22 protein-coding genes are annotated in these 24,238 nt (G+C 37.4%); 17 read left to right on the forward strand and 5 right to left on the reverse strand.

The window, feature by feature from the left end; all coding sequences use genetic code 11:
• The first annotated feature begins 4 nt into the window (after positions 1-4).
• From AB1Z56_RS01165 to AB1Z56_RS01180, 4 genes are all read left to right on the forward strand, one after another.
• Positions 5-778: an ABC transporter ATP-binding protein gene (locus AB1Z56_RS01165; RefSeq protein ID WP_309364997.1), complete on the forward strand. Its 774-nt coding sequence runs from the start codon at positions 5-7 to the stop codon at positions 776-778.
• 5 nt (positions 779-783) lie between these two features.
• Positions 784-1,788 (forward strand): MlaD family protein, encoded by a 1,005-nt coding sequence (locus AB1Z56_RS01170; protein ID WP_309364999.1) that lies wholly within the window; start codon positions 784-786, stop codon positions 1,786-1,788.
• 139 nt (positions 1,789-1,927) lie between these two features.
• The gene (locus AB1Z56_RS01175) at positions 1,928-2,629 is read left to right on the forward strand and encodes an RluA family pseudouridine synthase (protein WP_309365001.1); all 702 of its coding nucleotides are present in this window, start codon (positions 1,928-1,930) and stop codon (positions 2,627-2,629) included.
• Positions 2,630-2,927: 298 nt separating this feature from the next.
• Positions 2,928-3,380: a DUF983 domain-containing protein gene (locus tag AB1Z56_RS01180; protein WP_309365004.1), complete on the forward strand. Its 453-nt coding sequence runs from the start codon at positions 2,928-2,930 to the stop codon at positions 3,378-3,380.
• Between the two features lie 20 nt (positions 3,381-3,400).
• Here the strand turns inward: AB1Z56_RS01180 and AB1Z56_RS01185 are convergent, their stop codons facing one another.
• Entirely contained in the window at positions 3,401-3,691 is a 291-nt protein-coding gene (locus AB1Z56_RS01185; protein WP_309365005.1) for a DUF4286 family protein, read from the reverse strand.
• Positions 3,692-3,868: 177 nt separating this feature from the next.
• Between AB1Z56_RS01185 and AB1Z56_RS01190 the strand changes: the two genes are divergently transcribed.
• The 9 genes from AB1Z56_RS01190 (at position 3,869) to AB1Z56_RS01230 (ending at position 12,803) form a co-directional block, all read left to right on the forward strand.
• Complete coding sequence (locus AB1Z56_RS01190) at positions 3,869-5,749, forward strand: alpha/beta hydrolase family protein (protein WP_426790852.1); 1,881 nt, start codon at positions 3,869-3,871, stop codon at positions 5,747-5,749.
• 12 nt (positions 5,750-5,761) lie between these two features.
• Complete coding sequence (locus AB1Z56_RS01195) at positions 5,762-7,420, forward strand: sensor histidine kinase (RefSeq protein WP_309365009.1); 1,659 nt, start codon at positions 5,762-5,764, stop codon at positions 7,418-7,420.
• 14 nt (positions 7,421-7,434) lie between these two features.
• A complete protein-coding gene (locus AB1Z56_RS01200; RefSeq protein WP_286752901.1) occupies positions 7,435-8,133 on the forward strand; it encodes a response regulator transcription factor in 699 nt (232 codons plus the stop codon).
• A gap of 143 nt (positions 8,134-8,276) precedes the next feature.
• A complete protein-coding gene (gene greA / locus AB1Z56_RS01205) occupies positions 8,277-8,750 on the forward strand; it encodes a transcription elongation factor GreA (RefSeq protein WP_046674213.1) in 474 nt (157 codons plus the stop codon).
• A gap of 238 nt (positions 8,751-8,988) precedes the next feature.
• Positions 8,989-9,405, forward strand: a complete 417-nt coding sequence (locus AB1Z56_RS01210) for an HIT family protein (protein ID WP_313266565.1) — start codon at positions 8,989-8,991, stop codon at positions 9,403-9,405.
• Positions 9,406-9,548: 143 nt separating this feature from the next.
• Complete coding sequence (locus tag AB1Z56_RS01215; protein ID WP_309365014.1) at positions 9,549-10,199, forward strand: DedA family protein; 651 nt, start codon at positions 9,549-9,551, stop codon at positions 10,197-10,199.
• 8 nt (positions 10,200-10,207) lie between these two features.
• Complete coding sequence (locus AB1Z56_RS01220; RefSeq protein WP_309365016.1) at positions 10,208-10,750, forward strand: inorganic diphosphatase; 543 nt, start codon at positions 10,208-10,210, stop codon at positions 10,748-10,750.
• Positions 10,751-10,758: 8 nt separating this feature from the next.
• Entirely contained in the window at positions 10,759-12,072 is a 1,314-nt protein-coding gene (locus AB1Z56_RS01225) for a hemolysin family protein (protein ID WP_309365018.1), read from the forward strand.
• Between the two features lie 17 nt (positions 12,073-12,089).
• Positions 12,090-12,803 carry a 16S rRNA (uracil(1498)-N(3))-methyltransferase gene (locus AB1Z56_RS01230; protein ID WP_426790853.1) on the forward strand — a complete coding sequence of 238 codons (714 nt, stop codon included), beginning with the start codon at positions 12,090-12,092 and terminating at the stop codon, positions 12,801-12,803.
• 90 nt (positions 12,804-12,893) lie between these two features.
• On the opposite strand, the gene AB1Z56_RS01235 is transcribed toward AB1Z56_RS01230, so the two are convergent.
• From AB1Z56_RS01235 to AB1Z56_RS01245, 3 genes are all read right to left on the reverse strand, one after another.
• Positions 12,894-13,370 carry a hypothetical protein gene (locus tag AB1Z56_RS01235; protein ID WP_309365022.1) on the reverse strand — a complete coding sequence of 159 codons (477 nt, stop codon included), beginning with the start codon at positions 13,368-13,370 and terminating at the stop codon, positions 12,894-12,896.
• 70 nt (positions 13,371-13,440) lie between these two features.
• Positions 13,441-14,808 carry an ABC transporter permease gene (locus AB1Z56_RS01240; protein WP_426790854.1) on the reverse strand — a complete coding sequence of 456 codons (1,368 nt, stop codon included), beginning with the start codon at positions 14,806-14,808 and terminating at the stop codon, positions 13,441-13,443.
• Between the two features lie 45 nt (positions 14,809-14,853).
• Positions 14,854-15,495 carry an ABC transporter ATP-binding protein gene (locus AB1Z56_RS01245; protein ID WP_426790855.1) on the reverse strand — a complete coding sequence of 214 codons (642 nt, stop codon included), beginning with the start codon at positions 15,493-15,495 and terminating at the stop codon, positions 14,854-14,856.
• Positions 15,496-15,946: 451 nt separating this feature from the next.
• Between AB1Z56_RS01245 and AB1Z56_RS01250 the strand changes: the two genes are divergently transcribed.
• From AB1Z56_RS01250 to AB1Z56_RS01260, 3 genes are all read left to right on the forward strand, one after another.
• Positions 15,947-18,727 (forward strand): TonB-dependent receptor domain-containing protein, encoded by a 2,781-nt coding sequence (locus AB1Z56_RS01250; protein ID WP_426790856.1) that lies wholly within the window; start codon positions 15,947-15,949, stop codon positions 18,725-18,727.
• Positions 18,728-18,811: 84 nt separating this feature from the next.
• Positions 18,812-20,269, forward strand: a complete 1,458-nt coding sequence (locus tag AB1Z56_RS01255) for a hypothetical protein (RefSeq protein WP_426790857.1) — start codon at positions 18,812-18,814, stop codon at positions 20,267-20,269.
• A gap of 108 nt (positions 20,270-20,377) precedes the next feature.
• Positions 20,378-20,815: a hypothetical protein gene (locus AB1Z56_RS01260; protein WP_309365031.1), complete on the forward strand. Its 438-nt coding sequence runs from the start codon at positions 20,378-20,380 to the stop codon at positions 20,813-20,815.
• A 161-nt stretch (positions 20,816-20,976) separates the two neighbouring features.
• Here the strand turns inward: AB1Z56_RS01260 and AB1Z56_RS01265 are convergent, their stop codons facing one another.
• Positions 20,977-22,176 carry a hypothetical protein gene (locus tag AB1Z56_RS01265; RefSeq protein ID WP_426790858.1) on the reverse strand — a complete coding sequence of 400 codons (1,200 nt, stop codon included), beginning with the start codon at positions 22,174-22,176 and terminating at the stop codon, positions 20,977-20,979.
• A gap of 151 nt (positions 22,177-22,327) precedes the next feature.
• Here AB1Z56_RS01265 and AB1Z56_RS01270 point away from each other — a divergent pair, with 151 nt between their 5' ends.
• Complete coding sequence (locus AB1Z56_RS01270; RefSeq protein ID WP_426790859.1) at positions 22,328-24,175, forward strand: DNA polymerase III subunit gamma/tau; 1,848 nt, start codon at positions 22,328-22,330, stop codon at positions 24,173-24,175.
• Positions 24,176-24,238: the final 63 nt, after the last annotated feature.

The following is a 24,238-nucleotide window of genomic DNA, read 5'->3' on the forward strand; positions in this document are numbered from 1 at the left end:
AGGTATGGAAAAGATTAAATCAACCATCGATAATTCGAAGCCCGTCATTGAGATCAGGGATTTAAGTAAGTCTTTCGGAGATAATCACGTTTTGCGGGGTGTAAACCTCGATTTATATAAGGAAGAAAACCTTGTGGTACTGGGGCGTTCTGGAACAGGGAAATCCGTGTTGATCAAATTAATCGCTGGATTATTAAGACCGGATGAAGGGACTATCAATGTTTTGGGAGACTCGGTGACCGAGTTAAATGATCGTCAATTGCGTGAATTGCGTTTAAAAATAGGGTTTTCATTTCAGAATAGCGCGCTTTATGACAGTATGACCGTACGTGAAAATCTAGAATTTCCATTGGTTCGAAATAAGCGCAACTTAACAAGGACCGAGATCAATCACGCGGTTGAAGAGGTTTTGGATGGTGTAGGGCTGTCACAAGCGATTAATCAGATGCCATCGGAACTGTCCGGCGGACAGCGGAAGCGAATTGGTATTGCGCGTACGCTGATTCTTCGACCTGAAATCATGATGTACGATGAACCGACAGCAGGATTAGATCCGATTACTTGTTTGGATATTAATGGATTGATCAACGAGGTTCAGGAACGGTATAAAACAGCATCGATTATTATTACGCACGATTTGGCTTGTGCGAAGGAAGTGGGAGACCGTATTGTGATGCTATTGGATGGTAAATTTGAAAGGCAAGGTTCTTTTGAGGAAATTTTTGATACAGATGACGCGCGCGTAAGAGCGTTTTATAATTATAATTTTATTCTATAATATACATGAGTAAGGCAGAAAATAAAAGAGCAATCATTGTCGGTATTTTTGTTTTTTTAGGCGTATTGATTCTTTTGGCGGGTATCTTTATTTTGGGTAGCCAGCAAAAGAAATTTACTAGAAATATCGAAATTACGACTTCATTTCCTGATGTCGCTGGATTAAAAGTGGGAAGTAATGTGTGGTTTTCTGGAGTCAAGGTGGGAATTATTAAGAATATCCATTTTAAAAGTGTGCAGGATGTAGAGGTGGTATTGACAATTGAAGAGAAATCTGCTGAGTATATCCGTAAAGATGCCGTGACGAAATTAGGTTCGGACGGGCTGATCGGTAACAAGATCGTTGTGATCTCTGGTGGATCGCAGAATGCACCGACCGTTGAGACTGGTGATTTCTTGCGTTCCGCGAAGACTGCGGATATGGAAGCGATGATGGAAACATTGCAGGTAAATAACGAAAACCTAGCCAAGATTACCACTGACTTTGTAGAGATATCACGTGGATTAGCAGATGGAAAGGGGATGGTTGGTGCAATGCTGACGGATACGTCTATGGTAAATACACTTCGTACGACACTCTTGTCGATCAGTGCAGCAATGAATAATGCGAACAAAGCATCTGCAAATTTGGTGACATTGACAAATTCCTTAAACAGCAATAAAGGGTTGATTCATGATCTAACAACAGATACCGCGATATTCTCTAATTTGCGTCAGTCAGCAGCACAGTTGCAAGGGGTTTCTCAGACAGCAAATGCATTGATAAACAATTTGAATAATGCGTCCAGCCGATTAAATGATAAAGATAATGCAGTGGGTGTTTTGTTGAACGACCCTGCTTCGGCAAATCAAATTAAATCGGCCATCAATAACTTGAATTCGAGTACAGCAAAGTTGGACGAAAATATGGAAGCCCTACAGCACAATTTCTTATTGCGCGGTTTCTTTAAAAAGAAGATGAAAGAGGACGCGAAGAAGGCTGAATTGCTTAAAGCGGACACGGCGAAATAAGCCGAATTAAGAACATATGGGAAGGCTGTACGCTTGCGTAGGGCCTTTTTTAATAAATAATAAAGTCATTATTGGGTAGTAAGTCAACAGATCTTTAGAACTGTATAGCATTTAGATTACCCTTTTAGATTTGAAAAAAATGAATCATACTGAAATTACAGATAAAGACGTCATTTATGAAGATAATCATCTCATCGCGATAAACAAGAAAGCGGGGGATATTGTGCAGGTGGATGAAACGGGAGACCTATCTTTGGAAGATATGGTGAAAGAATATTTGAAAAAGAAATATGATAAACCAAATGAAGCTTTTGTTGGTGTTATTCATCGATTAGATAGGCCAGTCAGCGGTATGATTCTTTTCGCAAAGACAAGTAAAGCACTGGAGCGTATGAATAAGTTTTTTCAGGACAGAACAGTGAAAAAGACTTATTTGGCGATTGTTAGACAACGCCCACGAAAAACCGAAGGGAAACTGATCAATTGGTTGGTTAGGAATAGGCAAACAAGAGTAACGAAGGCTTTCCCTCGAGAAGTGAAGGGCGGAAGTTATGCTGAACTGGATTATACATTGGTAGGAGAATTGAATGGGTTTTATTTGTTACGTGTTGAACCTCTGACAGGCCGTACCCATCAGATTCGTGCACAGCTTGCAGCAATGGGCTGTCCTATTGTGGGCGATAATAAATATGGATATCCAAGAGGCAGTTCTTTGGGAAGCATTTGTTTACATTCTCGTTCATTGATCTTTACACATCCAATAAAAAAAGATAAGATGGAATTGAAAGCGTCATTGCCGAAAGACGGTTTCTGGGATAAATTTGAATCTTTGGCGCGCTAATCGTTAAAATTTCAGTACCTTTGCCTTATGAAATGGTTTAAATATTTACTCCTAATATTTACCTTAAGCTGCTCAGCTGTATCTGTTTCTTACGGACAGTGTGCAATGTGCACATTGAACGCTGAAAATTCTACGAAGGAAGGAAATATGCAAGGAAGAGGGCTGAATGACGGTATCTTATTTCTATTGGTAATACCTTATCTGGCCGCTGCAGGCCTTGGCTACTTGTGGTATAAAAAATATCGCAAGAAGAGCCCTGTAACAAAGAAATTCGTAAACGAAATAAAATAGATTTTTAATGCCTACATCCAAATTTCATGCGATGATACATTCCAAATGTCCCAAGTGTCATGTCGGTAATGTATTTGTAGGGAAGGTATATAGTTTGCATAAGCAGCATATGAATGATACATGTCCACATTGTGGTGTCAAGTATGAGGTTGAACCCGGGTATTTCTATGCGGCTATGTATGTGAGTTATGCTTTGTCTGTGGCAGAGATTGTTACGGTGTCCGTTGCTATCGCAGTTTTGACAGGAAGTGAGTCTCCATGGTTATATCTGATAGGCTTGGCTGTAACCATTTTGGTGTTTGCTCCTTTCAATTTTAGATATGCTCGTTTAATATTACTTCATTTTTTAACGCCAAAGATCAGTTATGATCCGCGCTATGAATTGGCGGTAGAGATAGGTGAAAAGAATACGAAGAGCTTAAAAGAAGAAAGTAACGATCTTGATGATATAAAAAAATAAAAGAGCTCCTTAGAGCTCTTTTATTTTTTTATATATTTCATGGTACTGTCAAAAAGGAAGACCTTGTCCTTATATGCTTCCAAAATAAGTTGCTGCAATGGGATTAGATGGACCTGCTGAAAATCTGCTATATGTTCTTCCGATGGGAGTATGACCTGAATGCAATAGGTCATCCCTTCATGTGGAGACTGGAGCATTTCTAAGAAATGCACTTGAAATTTTTGGGATTGCACGATATTATCCTGAATCCACGAAACGACTTCCTGATGGATTGTTTCTTCTGCGATAACGGAGACATTGTATAAAAACATAAACAAAAATACGCTATTTTTCGACTATAAAAAAGAATCTCAGGGGCAGAACGTCGATAAGTTTGAATATTACATTTAATTACTATATCTTGTAAAAATAAGGTTGCATTTCATGCAATTCCGTATTTAATTACAATATTTGGAATAAATGATAAGGATGTATTTGGGATTATGAGGATGAAATTTTGGATAGGTTTATTTTTTTCTGCCATGATCATGTTGGGGTGTCAACGACATAGTGTTGATCCTATTCCAATAAATCAATTTTTTTCTACACCTGAAAAATCAAATTTTAAGATTTCACCAAATGGTCGATTTATAGCTTATATCGGTCTGGATAACCATTGCAAAAATATCTATTTGATCGATTTGATCCATCAGGACAGCTCCAAGCAGCTTACTTATCAAAATGATATTAATGTAAAATCTTTTGCATGGAACAATGATTCAAAAATATCTTTTCTGACCGAACAATCCTCGCAGGACAGTTTACGTTTATATGCTGTGGATATCAATACAGAGAAAATTTGGCCTTTGGTTAAACCTGTTCGCGGACGATTTCGTTGGATTCATGCAATGGTGACTGGTGGTGATAGTTTTATTGCGGGAATCAATGATCGAGATTCTTCGTTTTTTGATCTTTATCGGATTTATCTAGACGGGCGGCCTAGAGAATTGGTTTTGCAGAATCCGGGGAATATGAGTTCTTGGGTGGTCTCTAATGATGGGCAGGTACGATTGGCGGTAGCCAATGATTCCGTACAGCAATCCGTGCTCTATAGAGCTTCCGAAAAAGAACCTTTCAAAGAGATTATACGATGTGATGTTGAAAGCAGTTTTACACCACTGGGTTATAAGGATAGTTCAAATGCCATTATTTACGCCTTATCCAATATAGAGCGAGATAAGCTGGCTTTGGTAAGTTATGATCTGGCAAATCAAAAAGAGCTAGGTGAACTTTATAGCCATAAAGATGTCGACGTAAGTCCAGGGGGGTATTTCACTGAACAGAATAAGCTATTGTTTGTAAATTATAGCACCTCAAGACAGAATAGACATTTTTTTGATGAGGCTACCAAAAAGAAATATGATCAACTGTCGAAGCAGATCGATGGATTCGAGTTTCAGGTGTTGAACACAGATGTTTCAGGGGATAAGATCATTATCAAAACCTATACAGACGTAAATCCCGGTGGAATCTATTTTTATGAATTTTCGACGCAAAAATTAACGAAGCTGACGGATAATAATTCAGACCTAAAAGACAAAGAACTTTCACCAAATGAATACATTACCTATACAGCAAGAGACGGTATTCAGATTTCAGGCTATCTGACTTATCCGGTACACTCCAATCGCAAAGATCTGCCCATGATTGTGTTGCCACATGACGGACCCAATGGGCGTGAAGTATGGGGGTTTGACAATGAGGCGCAATTCTTGGCAAATCGGGGATATTTAGTTTTTCAGATGAATTATAGAGGTTCAACAGGTTTTGGTAAGAAATTTTGGACGGCGGGATTTAAAGAATGGGGCGGGAAGATTCAGGATGATATTACCGATGGGGTGAAGTGGCTGATCAAAGAGGGGATTGCTGATCGGGAACGTGTTGCTATCGTAGGTAAAGGTTTTGGGGGCTATTCGGCGCTACACGCAGCTTGTTTTAATTCTGACATGTATAAATGTGCCGTGTCTTATTCAGGATATACCAATCTGTTTACCTATTTTAGGGATATACCGCCTTATTTTAAATCTTATGTACAGAAAATGTATCAGATCGTTGGAAATCCGATTCGTGAAGCTGAACTATTCAAAAATATTTCACCGGTATTTCATTCAGATAAAGTAAAGATACCGGTGTTATTGGTACAAGGTGGAAAGGATCGGTTTAGTTCGGTAACCGATGCAAATCAATTTGTACAGAAATTGAAGAATAATAATATTCCCGTACAGTATATCCTAAAGGAGGATGAGGATAGAACATTTAAGCGAGATGAAAATGTCTTTGGTTACTATAATGAGTTGGAGCGATTTTTGGCGAAATATCTTGTAGACTAAAGGCAGCAGATTATGAAAGCAGAGAAATATAGCTATCGAAAAAACTACGGCCTGTTATTGATGTTTTTCATTGTAATCAGTGGCCTGTATATATTTGCCCTTTTTCTTTCCCGCAATTATACGGAGTCACATATTAAAAATGAATTTACCAATCGGAAATCGGAAATATTTGACCAGACCTTAGTCCCTTTCAATGATTTTTTTCAAAATAGAATTCCTGAGGTTTCCTTTTATCAGGGCTTTTTGGATTCGGTGCAAGCAGGAAAATATGCCTATAGTATACTAAGCTCGTATCCTTTTGTTCGGGAAATTGGATTTTTTGATTTACAATTTAATAATGATCACAATCTGAACTATGGTTTTATTGTTAATAATCTTAGAATTCAGCCGAAAACCATTACTTTTTTTACCGTGTCCCGATCTGGCCTAAATAAAAATACGATTCGGGATCGCGGGCAGATGGGGTTGCATTCGGAAGAGATTAATAATATTGGTGTTAAACTGGCAACTTATATTGATAAATTGCAGCCGAATGCCAAACTTTCTGATAAAGATATCCTAAAGGTTTTTTATACGATAAGACCGGGACAAATTACCTACCTTAATATTCCTAGGGTCAACGACCTGATTGTTTATAAGTCCATTATGGAGGGCAATTTAGATCATACGGTGGGTTATGAACAGGATATGTTTAATTTTCAGATCGATCCAATGTATCTGGAGGTGAAAAATAGCTATTCAAATCTTTATGAGAAAGTCGAAATAGTTCCACTGGTAGGTGCTCCGATTACGCCAGAAAATGATGAGATTTCCACGGAGATGCCCTTGCCTGGAGCACTAGCGGATTATAAGCTTCTTTTTAGGTCGAGCAAAAGTTTTCTTTCTAAGGAGATAAACCGCAGTTTTTGGCCTGTACTGGGAGGAGTGTCTTTGATTTATATTATTTTAATTGCAATACTATATTTAATTTATAGAAATTTAGAAATTAACGGAAGACTTTTTAAATTGCAGTACGATTTCATCAATAATCTGACCCACGAGTTTAAGACGCCTGTAAGCGTTATAAAAATTGCTGGTAATAATATTAAGAGTGCACAGGTACTCTCTGATGAAGAACGGAAGATGTACGGAAATATATTGGATCAGGAGGCAGATCGATTGAATAACTTGATGAACAAGCTATTGTCGTTTAGTCAGATCGAAAATAAAACTATAAAATTAAATAAAGAAGAAGTTGATTTGGAGGAATTTACCGAAAATCTAGTAGCTTCGTCAAGAATAAAATATTCGGATTTCAAGATTAGCACAAAAATTGATGTAAGGACATCAATGCTTGCAGATCCGGTATTGTTGAGCAGCGTGTTTCAAAATATGATCGATAATGCCTATAAATATTCGAAAGCGGGGCATAAAATCTTAGATATTGCGATACAACAAAACAAGAAGAATTTTGTTATCACTTTTAAGGACGAAGGAATAGGGATTGAGAAGGCCGAGTTTAACAACATCTTCAAAAAATTTTATAGAATAAAAAGTCAATATAATCAGCAAGGAAGTATCGGGTTGGGCTTGGCTTTCTGTAAAGAAATTACTGAGTTTATAGGCGGTGATATTACAGTAAAAAGTCAATTGGGACAGGGGACCACCTTTACCTTGGTATTTCCGGTTTAAAAATAAATTTAAATATGAATAAAGACATCACTGTTGCTGTTATTGAAGATGATGAGAACCTACGGTTCTTGGTAAAACATCGGTTGGAATCCGAAGGCTATCAGGTCATCCAAAGTGGAAATGGGAATGAAGCGGAAGGTTTGATTTTGGAAAAGAGACCTGATGTGGTTTTGTTGGATTGGATGCTTCCAGGAAAAGAAGGCAACGAGATCTGTGAAGATGTCCGTAAAGCCGGGTTTGAGAATATCATTATCATGATGACAGCTAAATCTCAAGATGTAGACAAAATTGAAGCCTACAGCTTTGGTGTAACTGATTACATTAGCAAGCCATTCAATATGGATGTGCTGATTGCTATGATCGATAATAAGGTGAAATTTTTCTTGCCTAAAAACAGTCCAGAAGTTTATAAATTCGGTCAGACAGAACATCATCCCAATATTCATTCCCTGATACGTGACGGAAGGAAAGTTGAGCTGACCATCTTGGAGAATCGGATTTTACTGCATTTTTTGCAAAACTTAGGTCGGGAGATTACACGTGAAGAGTTAATGGAGGTTGTCTGGGGCTATAGCTCAAATGTCAACACACGGACTTTGGATATGCATGTGGTTCGTTTAAGAAAAAAGATAGAGACAAATCCAGATAAGCCACATTATCTACAGACTGTGCGAGGCTTGGGGTATAAATTTGTTGATGAGGAAGAGATTTAATTATATTTAACAGGTAAGAATTTGTTTTGTTGAAAACAATTATTATCTTCGTATAGATTGAAAGCAAGACCATGTTTCCCGACGAGGGTAATATGGTCTTGTTTCTTTTTTAAAATGTAGAAAATAAGAAAAAAGATAAAATTATGGCAGAAGTAACTTATTTTACGGAAGAGGGACTGCGTAAGCTTAAAGAAGAATTGGCTTATCTGAAGACGGAAGGAAGGTCTAAAATTGCCAATGCTATTGCAGAGGCTAGAGACAAAGGAGATTTGTCAGAAAATGCAGAGTATGATGCTGCTAAAGAAGCTCAGGGGCTTCACGAAGCTAAAATTGCCAATTTGGAGAATACATTGGCGACAGCACGTTTAATTGATGAGTCCAAATTGGATACATCTAAAGTTTTGGCCTTATCGATTGTTAAGATCAAGAACAAAAAGAATGGCGCTGAAATGACTTATCAATTGGTTGCAGAGTCAGAAGCAGATTTGAAGTCGGGCAAGATTTCAGTTAAATCTCCTATTGCCCAGGGTTTGTTGGGAAAATCGAAAGGTGATACAGCTGTTATTGAAGTGCCAGCAGGTAAAATTGAATTCGAGATCGTAGAGATTTCAAGATAATATATGTCGGTTATGTGCGGTATGCCATAACCGCACATCCACAAATTAACTTTATATTAAGAAGGTCGTGATATAGTAATCGCGACCTTTTTTGTTTATATTTGTTGGCAGTAGAAAAACAGGGTGTGATAAAATCTGCAGTTAAATTTTTAATTGCTAACATACCGAAGGCTTTGCATTTTAAAGTCTGTTTTTTGCTAATTATTGTTTAAAAGATTTATTCCAAGATTAGAATAATATGTCGACAATTTTTTCAAAAATCGTTGCTGGGGAGATCCCAGCTTACAAAGTGGCTGAAAGTAATGATTTTCTGGCTTTTTTGGATATCAGCCCATTAGCTAAGGGGCACGTTCTTGTGATCCCTAAGAAAGAGACCGATTACATTTTTGATATAGAAGATGATGAATATATGGCGCTTTGGGTCTTTGCAAAGATTGTAGCTCAGGGTATTAAAAAGGTAATTCCCTGTGTAAAAGTCGGTGTTGCAGTTGTTGGTTTAGAAGTGGCTCACGCACATATACATTTGGTGCCTATTAATAAAATTAGTGATTTAAACTTTGCTGGACCTAAATTGAGTTTGGGTGAAGACGAACTTCATCAAATTGCGACGAATATTCGCGAGTCTATCGTCAGCATAACTGCGCAAAATCAATAATTAGAATAGATTATATTACACTTGATTTACGTTCATTTTTTAGAAGAATGCTATATTTGTACTTTGTTGTTCCAAAATTGTACGAAAGTAAGCGTGGAATCTGTTCTAAAATAAGGACGCAACATTGATTTTTACTAAAGGTTATGCACGAACTTTTGTTGTCATTTCAACAATTATTGAACCCAGAAGAGTTGTTAAGCTCTGGAGGGTTTTATCTAGTTATCTTAATTGTATTTGCTGAGACAGGTCTATTTTTTGGATTTTTTCTACCTGGTGATTATTTGTTATTTCTTGCAGGATTATTTTGTGCGCTAAATAAGATTGACGTTAATATATACACGCTTTGCTTGGGCTTGTTTGTCGCAGGAGTGCTGGGGAATTTTACGGGCTATTGGTTTGGTTATCGAGCCGGGCCAATGCTATTTAAGCGAAAAGACAGTTTCATCTTTAAGCGAAAATATGTCGTGATGGCCGAAGAGTTTTATCATAAATATGGTGGAACAGCTTTAATTATAGGGAGATTTGTTCCAATAGTTCGTACTTTTGCACCTATCTTTGCCGGAGTTGTAAAATTAGATTTTAAAAAATTTGTTCTATATAACATTGCAGGGGCAGCAATTTGGGTATTGGTGCTGACTCTTTCAGGCTATTTTCTGGGTATTGAATTCCCTTGGATTATACATTATGTAGAGTATGTTGTCGTTGGTATGATTGTTATTGCATTTTTACCGATTGCAATCACGTTGCTTAAAAAGCGTATAAAGGATAAAAGAAACAAACAAAATATACAGTAAATTAAAAAATGAGTAAACAAAACCCTTGGCACATGGTTTCTCCAGGTGAGAATGTGCCAAATGCCGTAAATGCTATCATTGAGATTACAAACGGATCCAAAGGAAAGTATGAATTAGACAAAGAAACTGGTTTGTTGCTTTTGGACAGAGTAATGAGTTCATCTGTCGTTTATCCTGCCAATTATGGTTTTATTCCACAAACTTATTGCGATGATAAAGATCCTTTGGATATTTTAGTGATTTGTTCAGTTGATATTTTACCATTGACATTGGTTGAAGCACAGGTTATTGGTGTGATGAATATGGTTGATGGTGGAGAACAAGATGATAAAATTATCGCGGTAGCCAAAAACGATCCAGTTTTTAATTACATTAAAGATATTGATCAACTGTCTCCGCATACAATGAAAGAGATTGTACAATTCTTTGAGAGTTACAAAGCGCTTGAAAAGAAACATGTCATTGTTGAAGGTGTAAAAGGTCGTGAAGAAGCACAAAGAATCTTGATCGAGGCTATCGAGTTGTACAAAAAAGAATTTGTTAACAAATAACCCCAAGCATGGCGCTCGATATATTTTGGACATTGTTTTTAGTTTTAGCCAACGGCTTTTTTGTCGCGGCAGAATTTGCTATTGTCAAAGTCCGAGTCTCCCAAATTGAAGTTCAGGCAAAAACAGGCAGCAAAGTTGCTACAATAGCCAAAAGTATAACGGAGCATTTGGATGGTTATTTGGCCGCTACGCAATTGGGTATTACACTTTCTTCACTGGCCTTAGGTTGGGTAGGAGAGGCTGTAATGACCCAAATTGTGCAGGGGGTACTAGGTTTTTTCGGAGTTGAATTGACAGGTACAATCGCGACGAATGCAGGACATGTACTCGCTTTTACAATTATTACCGTGTTACACATTGTATTTGGAGAGCTCGCCCCTAAATCAATTGCGATTCAAAAACCTGTTGCAACAACAATGAAAATTGCGGTTCCACTGCAATTTTTCTACTTTATCTTTAGACCATTTATTTGGATTTTAAATGGTTTCGCTAATTTTCTGTTGAAGATTTTGGGATTTGAAGTTACCAAAGGGGAATCTGCCCACTCTTCTGAAGAGTTGCAATATCTTTTGGATAAAGGTAAAGAGTCTGGTGCTCTGGATATTTCTGAGCACGAGTTGATCAAAAATGTATTTGATTTTAACGAACGTATCGTTAAGAATATTATGGTACCTCGTACCAAAATTGTGGCTGTGGAGGTCACGGCTGATGCCTCTGAGTTGATAGAAACCATGACTGAAGAAGGGTACTCCCGTCTGCCAATTTATGAGGATAATATTGATCAAATCGTTGGTATTGTCCATACGAAAGATATTTTACCCCTCTTAGCTAAGGGAAAAGAGGTTGTCATGAGAAATATTATGCGCAAACCTTATTTCATTCCTGAAACGAAGAAGATCAATGATCTAATGGCTGAATTCCAGCAAAAGCGTCTACAGCTAGCGATTGTATTGGATGAATTTGGTGGGACTGCGGGTATGGTTACTCTTGAAGATATTGTTGAGGAACTTGTTGGTGAGATCCAGGATGAATACGATGAGGAAACTCCAGTTGTCGAACGTATCTCGGAAACGGAATATATGGTCGATGCAGGCGCTAGTATTCATGATGTGAATGAATTTCTCCCGATAGAATTACCGGAGAGCCAAGATTACGATACGATGTCAGGTTTGGTGAGTGAAATCTTTGATAAAATACCTGAGGTGGGTGAGCGGAAGGAGGAGTATGGCTACGTATTCACGATTATCCGGAAAGCGCAGCAGAATATTGAGTTTGTCAAACTAGAATTGGTCGAATCGGCCGATGACAATACAGCGGAATAAGGTAATAACGAAAGTAAATGCAGTTATTTTTTACACCGGAATTAAATCCTTCATTAGAAAATTTTATCCTTAGTGAGGAAGAGAGTAAACATGCTATTCGTGTGCTTCGTATGAATAATGGAGATCGTCTACATCTTATAGATGGTCGTGGTGGCTTGTACGAAGCTCAAATTATTGATCCTCATCCCAAACGTACCATTCTTACTATTTTAAATGTCAAGGAGAATTTTCAACAGCCCAAGTACCACCTACATATTGCCGTTGGTCCGACAAAAAATATCGATCGTATCGAATGGTTTTTGGAAAAGGCGACTGAAGTTGGAATTCAAGAGATAACACCAATTATTTGTGAGCATTCAGAACGAAAAGAAGTCAAATTAGATCGTCTGAATAAAGTGATTGTGGCGGCCATGAAACAATCACTGAAAGCTTATCTACCCAAACTCAATCCGGCTGTCTCTTTTAAGCAGTTTTTGAAGAATATTCCAGACGAAGGTGTACAGAAGGCCATCGCACATTGTGTAGATGCTGAAAAGAAGTATTTAAAGCAGATTTTGGAACCTGCTCAACATTATATTATCCTTATTGGTCCGGAAGGCGATTTCTCTGAGGAGGAAATTGATTTGGCACTGCAGATGGGATTTCATCCGATTTCGTTGGGAGAAGCGCGCTTAAGGACTGAAACAGCTGCGTTAGCAGCCTGCATGGAAGTTTCGCTATTGAATAGATAGGAGAAAAGAAAAAACGTTTCCAGTGTGCCCTATTCCAGCTGTGAGAGATACGTAAAGTCCATTTAATAGTTTAAATAATAGAACGCTAGTTTATTTTATTGGTTCTGCGTCTACAATCTGAATTTCAGCATTTCCTTTAAGGGGATCTTTGGTAAAGATCATTTTCCCTTTTAATTTAATCGGATCTTCAGAAAATTTTATCGCACTACCTTTTAACGTTACTTCAACCATTGGTGGTATTCCGTTGGATCCACAGAATTGGCATTGCATCACGGGTAATACAGACATCATAAAGTTTTTATGATTACGACCACTATGAAGAGGAACCATATAACCAGGTAATTCAACAATTTTATTTTCAAGCGCTTTGAGTTCTTTTGGGTAGAAAGGAGTATATACTTTCTTTGCCCCATTATAAGTTACTTTATAAGCCATCTTATCAATAGCTTCCCATGTTTTGTTCATCATAGGCGTATGGTCCGGAACATCTGGATTACTGCCTATTTGAGCATGTGATTGTATTGTACAAAATACGATGAATAAGAATACTGAGATTATTTTTTTCATTGTTAATTTTATTGTTAAGAATTGAGAAGTTATTTGATGATTCTTTGTTCCTAAACCTTGATTGTAAAATTTATTTATCTGATAGCGTTCCAGAAATACTTGTCCTGTAGGCTTTGATTGCTGGAATAAGTGCGGCGAAGATACCGATTATACAGGCAACAAGCAAAAATACTAATTCTTTGGGGTGGAGTTTAAAGGCCTCGATGAAATCTGCACTCTGACTTGTTTGATTACTGATATAGTAGAGTGCCAGATGTGCCATGATTAGTCCGATTAATCCGCCAACGATAGTAATTGTTAGGCCCTCAAGGAGCACAATAGTCAGGAGTTTTCCTTTAGAAGCTCCGAGCGTACGCATGATAGCAAGGTCATATTTACGCTGCTTTAATGCGTTGTATAGATTAATAAAGACGCTTAAGCCAGCAATGAGCATAATCACGTAGGCGAGTATAGATAAAGAATCTATCCCTACACCTAATAGCGAAAATAGACGGGTACTTTCCATAGCGGGAGATGCGGCCTGCATGTCAGTTTGTTGGTCAATCAATTTTGGTAAAATTCCGATAGCTGCGGGTGATTGATACTTTACTAAAATGGCTGTTATTTCTAATCCGCTTTGCTTCACCATGTCTGCACCAATAGATTTCACAAATACACCTTCCTCGTCGTGATCCATATGATCTGCATGTCCCTGTGGCCCTTTTTCGTCAACTATATCTTCACCATGATGATGGAGGTGGGCGTTGACAGTCTCTTCTCTGTCTTCTTCACGTTCACGCAGTTCTTTCTGTAGTGGGGTTTCTTCGTGGTCATGTGTATGTGCGATCCCATGGACATCCCAGACACTTTCTAAGTTCGTTAAGATCAGGTTATCCGTAACATTGTTATTATGCTTTAAAATGCCAACAATAGTAAAAGGATGTTCATCATGATGATGTCCATCTTTGCTCAAACCATGTGAACTTTGGATTTGATCGCCAATTTTTAGTCGCTGTTTTTTTGCAACTTGATCACCAATGACTACTTCAAAATTATTTTGCCAGATACGGCCTTCATGAACAGATGTCTCATAGATAGACAGGAAAGAAGAATCCGTTCCGACGATACGGTGTCCCTTGAAATTGTCACCTAAAGATAAAGGTACCGCTAGTCTGACAAGTGGATTTTGACGTAATGGGTCCAGTTCATCCAACGGAATGTTACCTGTTGGATTGTCGATGTGATAAACACTAGATAGGATCAACTGAAGAGGACTTCCTTTCGCACCGACGACTAAGTCAATATTTTTACTGTTATTGTCAAGCTGCTTTTCAAAAGTTTCTCCGGTGATTGAAAGCACGGCAAGGATGGAAATTCCAAATGCCGTAAGTAGGATGCTTAGAAAGACCGAGCCAAACTGTCTACTTAAATTTTTCCAAACCAATTGTATCGTGTTCATAGCAGATTTTAAAACTAAAGGGTGACGGGTAAATAAAGTAAAAAATTATTTTAAAAGGTACATTTTGGAGAACTGATCTTTTATTCTCTTATCGTGTGTTGTGATCAGTAAAGTTGATCCAGCGGTATCAGCTATCGATAAAAGGAGTTCTAATACCCTGTGGGTATTATTGTCGTCCAATGCAGCCGTTGGCTCATCCGCAATCAATAAGGCCGGTTTATTGATGATACTTCGCGCGATTGCTGCCCGCTGCAATTGACCTCGGCTCAATTCGTTTGGATAAGCGTTACTTTTTTTCTCCAATTGCAGCTGTTTAAGGATGATATTGATAGCGCTTATATCTACCTTTTTTCTGGCTAAGGACTGCGCCAATTTAATATTTTCTAATAACGTTAAATTTCTCAGGAGATGGGCCTCTTGAAATATGAAACCAATATACTGAGACCTGAACTGATCCAGTTTACTGTTGGATAACACGGCTAGATTTTGGTTATTTATGTTGACCTGACCTGTTTCTGGCCTTGACAAGCCGCCTAGGATATTAAGTAGTGTTGTTTTTCCAGAACCTGAATCACCTAATAATAGCGTATGTTGACCTTTCTCGATGTAAATATCTGGAAATTCAATCGGCGCTGAATTTGGATACTGAAATGATAACTGTGTAGTCGATACGATTGGAGTGTTCATGGGAATCAGATATTGAAAATATATTCAAACTTAGATAAATTGCTTTTTATATGCAATATAATTGCAATTAAATTGCATATAAAAAATAATTTACGCTGCTTAGGTTGGTATTGGCGATGGAAACATGGTTGATCTCTTGCCTATTCTGTTGTTATATTGGTCTTTATACTACTACTAGAAGGTATGGATTAAGATATAAAGTATAAAAATAACCTAATTGTGTTAATAAATTAAGTGCTTAATAATTTTCTTACACTTCATTAATATGCTGGCAGCTTATGGGAGGCAAATATTCGTATAATTAGCATTAAAAGCACCTTTTTGCTGAAAATCAAAAAAAACAGGAGGTAAGTAACATTAAATTAACAACTGATTGATGTAATGGTAATTTGTTGTTAATGTTAACCTAATATTCTGCTAATAGCTTTGCAGAAACAAAAAAACAAATAAATTGAAACCACAATTACAACTTAAAGGAATCGCTGCTGCCATGACGCTCGTAGTAGCTGCATCAACAACAGTTTATGCGCAAAGTAGTGGGAAGTTAATGGGGACTATTACTAACAGTAAGACTGGCGAAACAATCACCGGGGTAACTGTTCGTATTTTGGGGACATCAAGGGGCGGAAGTTCGGATGTATCTGGAAAGTACAGTATTCCAGCTTTACCGGCAGGTAAGTATACTGTAGAGTATATTTACATTGGCTACTCGACAAAGCAAGTTACCGAGGTTGAGATTAAAGCGAATGATTTGACTAATTTAGATATCGTTCTTGATAATTCAGAAGGACAGGTGTTAGATCAAGTTGTGGTTACGGGATCTTTTAAGAAGGAATCTATTGGAGCATTATATTCGCAACAAAAAAATAGTGCATTGATTTCTGATGGTATTTCAAGTGAGCAGATCAGAAGATCGCCAGATAAAAATACATCCGAAGCATTACGTCGTGTCAGTGGTACGACAATTCAAGATAATAAGTTTGTCATCGTTCGCGGTTTGAGTGACCGCTACAATGTTGCTATGATGGATGGCTCGGTATTACCAAGTACAGAAGCCAATCGTCGCGCATTCTCATTTGATATTATCCCTTCGAATCTTATTGATAAAATTACGATCTCAAAAACAGCGACACCAGACTTACCGGCGGATTTCGCAGGGGGAGCTGTACAGATAACAACGAAAGATATTCCTGATCAAAATTTCATTTCTTTTGGTTTAGGATATGGTTATAATACAGCCTCAACTTTTAAAGACTTTTTGCAGACCAAGAAAAATTTTCAAAACTATTTAGGCTTTGATGATGGATCTAGTCAACTAGCGAAAAATTATCCGTCTAGGGAACAGTATTCTGCAGGTTTGTCTCAAAAATGGCAGCGTTTGACTATGAAATCTTGGTCTAATGATTTTGCTATTGATAATAAGAAGGCCCTTCCGACTCAAACTTATCAATTCTCTCTTGGAAGAGTTAAGCAATATGATAATAATAATAAGTTTGGTGCATTATTTTCTGTGAATTACAGGAATTCCCAAAATATCTTGTCAAATATAGAGAGGAAGTGGTATCAGTATGATTACAAAGACAATCAATATCGGTTTTCTACTAATCTTGGAGCTATGGCTAACTTTGGTTATAGTTTTGGAAAGAATAAAATCTCTTGGAAAAACTTGTATAATAAAAATTATGACAACTTACACACAGAGAGGACAGGTACTCAATTTGGATCAACTTCAGTAAATAGATTTTATGCATTTGATATTCTACAAAAATCATTATTAAAGTCTACCCTAGAAGGAGATCATGTGCTTTCGGAGAAAAACGATAGAATTAAATGGACGGCTTCATATAGTAATATTAAGAACAATCAGCCGAACCAAATGAAAATAAATTACGCTAAACCAATTGATAAAGAAAACGATCCAACGGTTCCATATTTAGCAAATATCACAAGTCCGAGTAAAGAGAATACCCGTTTGTTCTCGGATTTGAATGAAAATGTTTATACAGGCGAGGCGAGTTATACTAGACCAATAAATTTTCTATCAACTCCGAGTACATTGAAAGTCGGAGCGGGTACGAATTATCGTCACCGCGATTTTGATGCTCGTTTTGTCGGGGCGGTATTGGATGTTGTACGAATGGATCCAGCATTAGCAGACCAAATTAGGGCATTATCACCTGATAAGATTTTTGCTCCTGATTTGATCGATAAAAATTATTACAAATACGAAGAGGTACAAATGCAAGGTGATTATTACACGGCAAAAACTTTTACGGGCTTCGGATATGCAATGTTAGACCAAAAAATTGCCGATAAATTTAGAGTTGTGTATGGTTTACGCGCTGAAAATTATAATATCCAACTCGATACGGATAAAAAGGAAGTCGACGACACAAAATTAGATTTCCTCCCATCCATCAACATGACTTATAGTTTGAATAATAAAACAAATTTAAGAGCATCATATTACAGGACGCTTGCCCGTCCTGAATTGAGAGAACTCGCACCTTTAGATTATTATGACTATGAGCAATTCGGTAATATAAAAGGTAATGTCAACTTAAAACGTAGTGCAATTAATAATGCGGATTTGCGTTTTGAAATTTACCCGTCATCTGGTGAGATTTTTTCAGTTTCTACTTTCTACAAACACTTTTCGAACGCGATCGAACCTAAGCGTGAAGATAGAAATTCTACCGTAGAGGTTTCATACATTAACACGACTAAGGCTGTTTTATATGGAGCAGAATTGGAGTTTCGTAAAAAATTGAATTTTATTAACGAGACGCCATTTTTGAATAATACAACTGCTTATTTGAATCTGTCATACGTTCATTCCAGCGTGACGAATCCGACTGATCAGGATTATAAGGAGAAAACAAGACCAATGGTTGGACAGTCGCCATATACGATTAATGCGGGATTACAACATAGTGCGCTAGATAATAAACTCAATGTCAATATTCTTTATAATCGTATTGGCAAAAGAATTCAACAGGCTGGGGGAATCACATTTGCGAGTGCCTATGAGGCTCCGCGAAATGTGCTGGACGCACAGGTTGGTTATAAAATCATGAAAAATAAAGGCGAGATTAAAGTTAATTTGGGTGATATCTTAAATAATCCTGTTAATGTCTATTTCGACAATAAGCCTTACAATCAACCGAATGAAACATTATATCGCTATAAGACAGGTGGAAATTATTCAGTATCATTTAATTACACATTTTAATAGATAACGTAAATTTAATATTTCTTTAAATCTAAAGACATAACTAAAGTATTTTTTTGTATCAAGATTTTTAAAACTTAAAAAATGAAAAAAAGATTCTTATTCTTATCCCTGTCAGCGCTATTATTGGCTGGAGCTTGTAAAGAAACAACAATTACAGATAATGGTAATGGTACAGAAACTCCAACAAATCCAACAAATGGAAATGTTGTTGAAGTTACCGGTGAGATTACTGCTAATACAACATGGACCTCAGATAAGATTTACCTTTTAAAAGGCTTTGTGTTCGTATCTAATGGAGCAACGCTGACAATTGAACCAGGTACCATTATTAAAGGTGATAAGGCTACAAAAGGAACATTAACAGTTACACGTGGATCAAAAATTAATGCAACTGGAACTGTTGATAAGCCAATTGTATTTACATCTGGTTTAGCAGCTGGTGCACGTTCTCAAGGCGATTGGGGTGGAGTAATTTTATTGGGTAAGGCACCAGTAAATCAAGGTACAGACGTAATGATCGAAGGTGGTTTAGCTGCTCCTAGTGGAAAAGATGCTAAAAATTATATCTACTATGGTGGATCTGACGCTGCAGATAACTCTGGCGTAATGAAGTATGTTCGTATTGAGTATGCTGGTATCGCGTATTCTGTAGATAATGAAATTAATGGATTGACAATGGGGGGGGTTGGAAATGGTACAACATTGGAATATATCCAAGTCTACCGTTCAGGTGATGATGCTTTTGAATGGTTTGGTGGAACAGTAAATGCGAAACATCTTTTAGCAGTAGGTACTTGGGATGATGATTTTGATACAGATTTTGGGTATTCTGGAAATGTTCAATTTGCATTGGCGCAACGTGTACCTACTGTTGCAGATCAGTCAGGCTCTAATGGTTTTGAATCTGATAACAACGCTACAGGGACCGATCAAACTCCAAAAACTTCTGCTGTATTTTCTAACGTAACAATATTAGGCCCAATTCAAAAAGCTGGCGGATCTTTTAATGCGAACTTCCAACATGGTGCTCAGATTCGTAGAAATTCCTCTATTAGCATCTTAAATTCAGTTATTTCAGGTTTTCCTTTGGCAGGATTGTATGTTGATGATACAAAGGTTGTCACAGCAAATTCGACTTCGAATAATTTCTTAAGCGGAAATGCGGTTTTTGAAAATAATTTGGTGTATGGTTCTAAAGATGCTGATCTAAAAGTTAGCTCTGCTACAAATGCTGCAGCTGTTTCTGCACTTATACGTCCTAAAAACGTCTTCGAAAATGGCAAATATGCATCAGAGTTGTTCGTAGCACCATATAATTTTGGTTCTGATTTTTCAAATACAAGTGCTACCCCAGATTTTAAAGTTTTATCAGGATCAGCAGCTGCTAGTGGAGCGATTTTTACCAACACTAAGGTTTCGGGAAGTTTCTTCGAAAAAGTGGCCTATAAAGGTGCTTTTGGCACGACAGATTGGACAAGTGGTTGGGCTCATTATGATCCTCAGAATTTAGCTTATACAACGCCTGGACAAGTAAAATAATTATAGTTTAGTTAAAATAGATAGAAAATCCTGCCTCGTGCAGGATTTTTTGTGTAGCATATATTTTAAATAATTCGTTAAATAGTCAAATAAAATAAATTCTTAATTATGAAACGAACAATCTATTTAGTTTTAATGGGTATTTTCCTCTTTTTTGGATGTAAAAAATCGAACGATACCAATCATCCTTCAACTTCTGGACTTAAAGTAGAAATAAAAGGAATTTCTGGCTGGGGCGAATTTGTAAATATCAGTGTCGATCAAAATAAGACAGAGGTAAAGTATCCCGCTGGAACTACTGGCAATCCTCAAACTGTAAAAGATAAAAGCTACAAAACAAGTGAAGATATTTTTAGAAAGTTATCGTCATATGTTGAAACGTATGATTTAATGAACGCCAAAATTGACGAGTGTGCGCGTTGTGTAGATGGAGCAGACTATGTGATTACAATAAGTTCCGGAGATAAAAAAAATACGGTAACAATTGCAGGGCAGCGTACAGATGGTAAATATGCAGATGTACTTGATTTTATAAGCAAACTTTAGACGTATAAAGCTTACTTGAGATATATTTTTCCACCTTAAGCTTTGATCCTACTGAAATTCTAGGGTAGCGATGTAAAATTTCCGATTATTAATTAGAATACCAACAGTGTAAACTTGTTGGTATTCTAATTAATTCCGTGGAGCCTATGAAAGGGTCTGACTCACCTAGGCTCATAGTGATATACAATCTGATAAGACTGATTTTTAAGCTCTTCAGACAATTGACCTATATCCAGTGTTTGCGCTTGAGGAGTAGGCTCACATACAGAATAGTATTTTCCGTTGTATAAAATAGCGTCACCGATAGGATGTTCAAATTGGACGGCCATGGTTACATGTGTGGGATAAAGCAGAGTGATCATCGGTAGATTGTAGATTTCCTTCACCAGATAAAAAAATAAGGCCACACGGTCATCACAGTCACTGTATTTATTCAATAGCGTTTGTTCTGCTGAGAGACGTTTCTCGGATCCGAAATTCTCTTCATCATTTTCATATAAGAATGCATACCGGGTAAACCGCATTAAGTAATCGACACCTTCCTGCTGATTTTTTCCTTTTAAATTTTCCTTAAGTGCTGGGATAAGCGATTGATAAGTCTCCTTGCTGAGTGGGATATTGAAATAGGTTTCAAAATCTACTCCAGGATAGTTTTTAAAAAGATCGCTGACATCATCATTCAACTTGACATTAAAATGGTAGGCTTTATGCCCATAATTGAACTCGATTTGTTTTTCCTTGTAATTTGATGGTGTAAAATCGGGGAGCTTGGTAATCTTATAACTAAAGTCCGCGATTGCTTCAGGCACTTTTATTTTGACGGGAATGTAAGTCTCTGCACGTTGAAACAGTTTTCCATAATCATGAAAATTTAAACAGGTATATTTCTTGCCATCAATTTCAAAAAAAGGAATATCCGAGATATCTTCTTTGTTCTGAATAAAAAATATAATTTGGTTGTTACCGACAGCCAGGCGAGCATCATAACCTGATTTACACATCAAAAACCATTTATAAAGCGTATAACGGGTGTAATTTTCCGTTTTTGGAGCTATCTGTTGCGCAGTACGACGAATAAGTTGATAGTATACCCAATCATTCAGATGGTGTTTGTCTTTGTATTCTAAAAGGTCGTTTACAAGCTGAAAGTAATCGGTTTGGTCAGCTGTTTGATAGAACTTCTGGACATGTGCTATCGTTAGACTATCTTTGAATGGGATATTAAGAGCAGCTGGGACATCAATCGATACCTTACCCTCATAAAAATTGAAATCATAATGTTGCGCAAGGAGCTGTTGCGAAGCGCAAGTAAACCAAACTAAAATGGTCAAAAACACCCTATGAATTCCCTTTAATTTCAATTCTTAACAATTTGATAACATTGTAGTAATATAAAATTAACGATAAAATTGGCATTTTTTATGCACTGAAGGAATTATTATTAAAAAATTACAATCTATTTTTAGGATTTAGATGCTCCGTTTTCATTTTTAAAATCCGTATCTTCGTGCAATGGATAATTTTATTGTTTCTGCACGTAAATACCGCCCGATTACCTTTGATTCGGTTGTAGGTCAGCAACACATTACTGGTACCTTAAAGAATGCAATACACAACAACCAGTTGGCGCAGGCATTTTTGTTTTGTGGTCCCCGTGGTGTTGGTAAAACTACCTGTGCACGGATTTTAGCTAAAACAATAAATTGTGAAAATATCTTAGCTGGAACTGAGCCCTGTGGAGCTTGCGATAGCTGTAAGTCTTTCCAGAATGGAAATTCTTTTAGTATCCATGAACTGGATGCGGCATCCAACAACTCAGTTGATGATATCCGTAATCTTATAGATCAGGTACGTATACCTCCACAAGCAGGAAAATATAAAATCTATATCATAGATGAGGTGCATATGCTTTCGCAAGCCGCTTTCAATGCTTTTTTAAAGACATTGGAGGAACCTCCTTCCTATGCGATTTTTATCTTAGCGACTACTGAGAAGCATAAAATTTTGCCTACTATACTTTCGCGCTGTCAGATTTTTGATTTTAACCGGATCAAGGTTGAAGATATGGCCAGTCATTTGGCTAATATTGCGGATAGGGAAGGTATAACCTACGATCAGGATGGCCTGCATATCATTGCCCAAAAAGCAGATGGTGGTCTTCGTGATGCTTTGTCGATGTTCGACCAGATTGTCAGTTTTTCCAATAAACACGTAACTTATCAAGCTGTAATCGATAATTTGAATATTTTAGATTACGATTATTATTTTAAGCTGACAGATGCGATTTTAACGGAGGATGCGGCACAGAGCTTGCTCATTTTCAATGAAATTTTAAACCACGGATTTGATGGTAGCCATTTTATAGCTGGTCTGTCGGCGCATTTCAGAAATTTGCTCGTTGCCAAAGAGCCGTCAACCTTAAAATTGCTAGAAGTCAGCGACAGTATTCGTCAAAAGTATCTGCAGCAATCCCAAAAAGCCACTCCAGGATTTTTGTTATCGGCATTGAATATTTCCAATCAATGTGAGATCAACTATAAGACAAGTAAAAATCAACGTTTACAGGTTGAACTTTCGCTCCTCAAGACATGTCATATTGCAAGTGCGATTAAACTGAGCCAGCTTGGATCCGTGCAGATTCCTTCGGCTACCGAGGGCGTAAAAAAAAAACTTCCTGAGCCAGTAGCAGCAGCACAGCCAAAACAAACCTCACTAGCCCCTACTTCGCAAACGACTTCTCCAGCGAATGCTCCTGTCGTTGAAAGCCAGGTGATACCGCGTTCCCAAGCTAATCCTGTAAATTATCAAGCTTCCGAGACAAAGGAAGAGGTGAAAAAAGATATTATTTCCAACGAGCCTCCTAAGGTAAAAAAAGGTGGTTGGGGTGCCTCCGCTTCAGCAATTATTCCATCGTTGCCAGATTTGAATACGATATACGATAACAATTCGGTTGCCAAAGAAGGGGATGAACCTGAATTGATCCGCGGGAGCGAACAGCGTGATGTTTCATTTGGGCAATTTATTGCTGTTTGGAACAGTTATGCTGAACAGTTAAAAACAGAAAATAAGATTAACTTATATACCATGATGACTGCCATGCAGCCTAGATTAAATGGTACGTTGATTGAAATTGATGTAGAAAATGGAGTTCAGATGGATGTCTTACAAAGTGCCAAGGTTGATGTGTTGAATTACCTTCGGGTGAAGCTGCAAAATTTTTCGTTGGATCTACAGGGGGTGATGATGGAACATACTATTTCGCGCAAACCTTATACCTCACAAGAGAAATATCAAGCAATGGTCAACAAAAACCCACTTTTAGATACCTTGCGGAAGGAGTTTAACTTGGGACTAAGCTAATTCAAACACTTTAGTTGTTGTTTATTTTTGTACATTTGCATTCTCTTCTATGAAGAGGGAAAT

The sequence above is a fragment of the Sphingobacterium sp. WOUb80 genome (assembly GCF_050058145.1).
In the GTDB taxonomy this organism is placed as follows: domain Bacteria; phylum Bacteroidota; class Bacteroidia; order Sphingobacteriales; family Sphingobacteriaceae; genus Sphingobacterium.